General features: G+C 63.6%; 4 protein-coding genes. All 4 read left to right on the plus strand.

Features of this window, described 5'->3' with window-relative positions; translation table 11 throughout:
* On the plus strand, positions 1-1,017 hold a 1,017-nt coding region (locus ABWP50_RS05150; RefSeq protein ID WP_353216920.1), incomplete at its 5' end, for an efflux RND transporter periplasmic adaptor subunit.
* On the plus strand, positions 1,014-4,088 hold the full coding sequence (locus tag ABWP50_RS05155; protein ID WP_353216921.1) for an efflux RND transporter permease subunit: 3,075 nt from the start codon (positions 1,014-1,016) through the stop codon (positions 4,086-4,088). The genes ABWP50_RS05150 and ABWP50_RS05155, both read left to right, overlap by 4 nt.
* A 68-nt stretch (positions 4,089-4,156) precedes the next feature.
* On the plus strand, positions 4,157-5,365 hold the full coding sequence (metZ, locus tag ABWP50_RS05160; protein WP_353216922.1) for an O-succinylhomoserine sulfhydrylase: 1,209 nt from the start codon (positions 4,157-4,159) through the stop codon (positions 5,363-5,365).
* Positions 5,366-5,412: 47 nt separating this feature from the next.
* Positions 5,413-5,727 (plus strand): Co2+/Mg2+ efflux facilitator ApaG/CorD (gene apaG / locus ABWP50_RS05165; protein WP_353216923.1); only part of this gene is annotated, 315 nt, incomplete at its 3' end.

The raw sequence follows: 5,727 nt of genomic DNA on the forward strand, positions 1-5,727 counted from the left end.
ACACTTGCCGCCTGCAGCAGCGAAGCGCCGCCGCCCCCGCCGGTCGCTGTTGCAATGCCGGTGCGCACTGCCGTGGTGCGGCCGGTCAGCGGCACAGCGACACTGTTGGTGGCGGGCACGGTGCGGCTGAAGCGGGAAACCCCGCTCGCCTTCAATACGCCAGGCCGGATTGCCGCAATTGCGGTGCGCGAAGGCGACCGTGTGGCGGCCGGCCAGGTGCTGGCACGGCTGGATATCACGTCGCTGGGTGCAACCCAGGCCGCGGCGGGGGCCGAGGTGGTGCGCGCCAAGGCCGATCTGGCGCGATCCGAAGATTTGTTTGCCAAGGGCTGGGTGACCGGGCCGCGCGTCGAGCAAGCGCGTGCGTCGATGGCCGCGGCGCAGGCACGGCTGCGGGCGGCTGGATTTGATGTCGGCCTGGCGGTGCTGCGTGCGCCGTCAGGCGGCGTGGTGCTCAGCCGGCCCGGTGAGCCCGGCCAGATTGCCCAGCCCGGCCAGGCCGTATTGACGCTGGGGGAAGTGTCGCAGGGCTTTGTGCTGCGCGTGCCGCTGTCGGACCTTGATGCCGCCCGCATCAAACGCGGGCAGTCCGCGCAGGTTCACATCGCGGCGCTTGGCGCGGCGGCGCTGCCAGCCACGGTAAGCGAGGTAGGTGCGCGCAGCGATGATGGCACCGGGACATTTCGTATTGAAGTGCAATTGCCCGCCGATCGGCGGCTGGCATCGGGACAGATCGGCACGGCCGAGCTCGTGCTGGGCGCAACGCAGGCGGGCGGTGCGCTCATCGTGCCGGCCGCCGCGGTGTTTGCTGCCCGCGCCGATGAAGGCTTTGTGTATGTGTTGGAACCGGAAACGCGGCGGGTGCGGCAGCGGCTGGTGATGCTGGGTGCTGTGGCGGATGCCGGCGTGATCGTCACATCCGGGCTGCAATCGGGTGAACAGGTGGTGACCACCGGCATTGATCGGCTGCGCAACGGCCAGGTGGTGCGGATTGCCAGCGCGGCGGCCACCAAGTGAACGGCATCATTCGCTTTGCCATCGAAAAATGGCAGATCACGCTGGTGGTGTTTCTGGCGCTGTCGGCGCTGGGCACGTCGGCGTTCCTGACGATACCGCGTTCGGTTGATCCGCATTTTCCATCACCGATCATCATTGTGATTGCCACCGTGCCGGGCGCCGAGCCGGGCGATATGGAATCGACCATCGCCAAGCCGATCGAGGATGTGTTGCAAGGCCTGGACGGCATTGTGAAGGTGCAGAGCCGATCGACCGATTCGACCGCCACCATCGTTGCCGAATTCAGCTGGAGCGGCGATCCCGACAAGAATTATGACGAAGTGGTGCGGGAGGTAAACGCCATCCGCCAATCATTGCCATCGGCGCTGACGCGGCTGGAATTTCAGAAAAGCCGCACGACCGAAGCCGCCGTGCTGCAATTTGCGCTGGTTTCCGAAACCGCCTCTTATCGCCGGCTCGAGAAGTTGGGCGACGATCTGCGCGAGCAGTTGTTGCGCGTGTACGGGGTGCGCGGTGCGCGCCTGCACGCGCTGCCTGTACCGGAAATGCGGGTGGCGCTGGATGCCGGGCGGATGGCGCAGCTTGGCATTCCGGCCACAGCCGTGACGGACGCCCTGCGCGGCGGCGGCCAGGATTTGCCGCCTGGCGCTGTGCAATCAGGCGATGTGCGGCTGAATGTGCAGGCCGGCGGCGCCTATCGTTCGATATCCGAAGTGGCGGACGAGCCGGTTCGCGCGCGTGATGGCCGCCTGGTGCGGGTGAAGGATATCGCTGCAGTCGGTTGGGCCTATGAGGAGCAGCCGCATTTTGCGCGCTACAATGGCAATCGCGCGGTCTGGGTGACGATGACCCAGAAAGACGGCTTGAATGTGCTGGATATTCGGAACGCGGCTGTGAAGGCCGCCGATGCGTACCGCGCGCAGTTGCCGCCGGATGTGAAACTGGAAATCGGCTTTGATCAAAGCAACGATATTTCCACAAAACTCAGCCAGTTGGGCAAGGATTTCGGTATCGCGCTGGGCCTGGTGCTGCTGACGCTGCTGCCGCTTGGCTGGCGGGCCAGCCTGGTGGTGATGGTGTCGGTGCCGCTTAGCCTAGCGATGGGGGTTGCCGTGCTGAGCTACAGCGGCTTCACCCTCAACCAACTCGCGATTTCGGGCTTTATCATCGCGCTTGGCCTGCTGGTGGACGATAGCATCGTGGTCACTGAAAACATTGCTCGCCACTTGCGCATGGGCAAAACGCGCCAGCAGGCGGCCATCGATGGCACCAGCCAGATTGCGGTGGCCGTGGTTGGCTGCACCTTCGTGCTGCTGTTTGCGTTCCTGCCGCTCACCTTGCTGCCGGAAGGCGCTGGCAAATTCACGCGCAGCCTGCCGATTGCTGTGCTGGGCACCGTGGCGGCATCGTTGCTGGTATCACTGAGCATCGTGCCGTTCCTGGCGAGCCGCATGCTCCCGCGGGAAGAAAGCGAGCACGGCAACCGTTTTTTGCAGGCCATAAACACTGGCATCCACCGCTTTTACCAGCCGGTGCTGCATTGGGGTCTGGCTTATCCGTGGCGGGCGATGGCGGCAGCCACGGTGCTGATCTTTTCGGGGCTGGCGCTGGTGCCGTTCATTGGCTCCAGCCTGTTTCCCCCCGCCGGTACTCCCTATTTCCTGGTGCAGGTGACGGCCAGTTCGGGCACTGCCATTCCCGCCACTGATCGGGCGGTGCAGGTTGTGGAACGGGCCTTGCAGGGCGAACCCGCCGTGACAGCGGTGATGGCTAACATCGGCCGGGCCAATCCGCGGATTTTCTATAACCAGAACAACAATGACCAGCGGAGCAACATCGGCGAAGTGCTGGTGGTCCTGAAGGAGTGGGATCCTTTGGCCGGGCCGGCGCTGGTCGATCGACTGCGCACTCGTTTGGAGGCCGCGCCTAATGCGCGGTTTGTCGTGAAGATTTTCCAGAATGGCCCGCCAATCGATGCACCAATTCAGGTGCGCATCGTCGGGCCGGAGCTTGCGACCCTCAAGCGGCTGGCCGGTGAGGTGGAAGCCGTGATGAACAAGGTGCCGGGCACGCGCGATGTGCGCAATGCGGTGGCGGTGGATCAGCCGCGCCTGAATCTGGGGCTGGACAGCGACAAGGCCGCGCTGCTGGGCGTGGCGCCTGGCGCGCCGCGGCGGGCGCTGCGGCTGGCGCTGGCGGGCGAGAATGCCGGCCGGTTCCGCGATGCCGAAGGCGACAGCTACAATGTGGTGGTGCGCCTGCCGCTGGCGGAGCGGCACAATGTTGCGGTACTGGATGATATCTATGTCAATGGCAGCGGCGGTGTGGTGCCCTTGCGCGAGATCGCGACGCCATTTCTGGATTCGGCGCCGCCCAGCATCAGCCGTGATCGCCAGAGTCGGCTGGTGTTTATCGAGTCGCAAGTGGCAGACGGGTATCTGATTGCCAAGGTCAACACGGCAGTGGTGGAGGCCATCAAGATGGTCAAACTCCCGATTGGCTACAGATATGACATTGGCGGCGAAGCCGAAACCGCCGCGCGCAGCTTTGGCGGCCTGGGCCCGATCATTGCATTGGCGATCTTCGGGATATTGGCGGTGCTGGTAATCGAATTCGGCCGGTTTCGCGAAACGCTGGTGGTGGCCGGCGTGATTCCGCTCGGGCTGTTCGGCGGCATATTGGCGCTGTTCCTGACTGGCAATTCCATAAGCTATACGGCGGTGATCGGCTTTGTTGCGTTGATCGGAATCGAGATCAAGAACAGCCTGTTGTTGGTTGATTTCACCACCCAGCTGCGTAGCGCCGGCACGCCGCTGCGTGAGGCCATCGAAGAGGCTGGTGAAGTGCGCTTCTTGCCAGTGTTGCTGACCAGTGTAACCGCGATCGGCGGCTTGCTGCCGCTGGCGCTGTCCGGTTCGGGTTTGTACAGTCCGCTGGCGTGGGTGATCATCGGCGGGCTGGTGTCGTCCACCCTGCTCAGCCGGGTGGTAACGCCCGTAATGTATCTGCTGATCATTCAGGGCGATGCCAAACGGGCGCTGCCGGCGGATGCCCCTGCGCTGGCGGAGTGAGCCGTCGTGAACCGTAAAATCCAGCTGGCTGATTGCTTAACCGCAAGGGCCGCACTATCCCTGCACCCATGAAACGTCATGCCGGCCAGGATCCAGACATCGTGAAATCGTGGCGCCCCGCCACGCGCATGGTGCGCGGCGGCACCATGCGCACCGAAGTGGGCGAAACCTCCGAAGCCATTTTCATGACCTCGGGCTATTGCTACGACAGCGCCGAGGAGGCTGCGGCGCGGTTCCGGGGTGAGCGGCCGGGTATGACCTACAGCCGCCTGCAAAACCCTACCGTGGACATGCTGGAACAGCGCATCGCCTTGATCGAAGGGGCGGAGGCAGCGCGGGCCACGGCCAGCGGCATGGCGGCGATGACCGGCATGTTGATGTCCACCCTGTCGGCGGGCGATCACCTGGTGGCGGGCCGGGCGTTGTTCGGTTCATGCCGGGTGCTGGTGGACAGCATATTGCCGCGCTTTGGCGTTGAAACTACCACGGTTGATGCCCGCGATGTCGATGCGTGGGCAAAGGCGCGCCGGCCCAACACCAAGGCATTTTTTCTGGAAACACCGTCGAATCCCGGCCTGGAATTGTGCGATATCCGCGCGATTGCCGATATTGCGCACGATGCCGGCGCGCTGGTGATGGTGGACAATGCGTTCGCTTCCCCGATCGTCCAGCGGCCGCTGGAATTGGGCGCCGATGTCGTGGCGTATTCCGCGACCAAGCTGATGGACGGGCAGGGCCGCGGCCTGGCGGGCGCCGTGGTTGGTGATGCGCGCTGGATCAACGATGTGTACATGGCGTTTGCCCGCCACACCGGGCCGAATTTGTCGCCGTTCAATGCGTGGATGGTGCTCAAAAGCCTCGAAACGCTTGAATTGCGGGTGCGCCGCCAATGTGAAAATGCCCACCGTGTCGCCAGCTTTCTGGCGGAGCGGGTGCCGCAGTTGATTTATCCCGGCCTGGCCAGCCACCCGCAACACGATTTGGCGATGCGCCAGATGTCGGCTGGCGGCACCATCATCGCAATGCATCTGGCTGATGGCCGGCCCCAAGCACATGCCCTTCTTGATGCGCTGGAGTTGATCGATATCTCCAACAATCTCGGCGATTCGCGCACACTCATGACTCACCCCGCCAGCACCACCCACTACAGCGTATCGGAAATGGTGCGGGCTGAAATGGGCATTACCGAAGGCATGCTTCGCCTGTCGGTTGGCCTGGAAGACCCGCAGGATCTGATCGATGATCTTGATCAGGCGCTGGTCAAATCCGGGGTGTAATCGGCGTGATCCGGCGAATTTTTCCCTTTTCGCAAGGCACAGCCGGCATGACGGTGCGGGTAGCGCCGCATTATCTGCCCGAACAATCCGACCCTGAGCGTGATTATTATGTGTGGACCTACCATGTCCGCATCGAAAACCACACGGACCAGCCGGTGCGGCTGATGGCGCGGCGCTGGATCATCACCGACGCGACCGGCCATATCGAAGAAGTATCGGGTGACGGCGTGGTGGGTGTACAGCCGTTGATCGCAGCCGGCGCGGCCTATGACTATGTGTCTGGCTGTCCGCTGAGCACGGCATCGGGCCACATGCATGGCCATTATGTGATGATGACGGAGGATGGGGAGCGTTTCCTGATC

Source organism: Sandarakinorhabdus sp. (assembly GCF_040398645.1).
In the GTDB taxonomy this organism is placed as follows: Bacteria; Pseudomonadota; Alphaproteobacteria; order Sphingomonadales; family Sphingomonadaceae; genus Sandarakinorhabdus.

Excerpts from the sequence above, each read along its gene's own strand:
- metZ (WP_353216922.1), top strand. The coding sequence starts at position 4,157 with ATGAAACGTCATGCCGGCCAGGATCCAGACATCGTGAAATCGTGGCGC.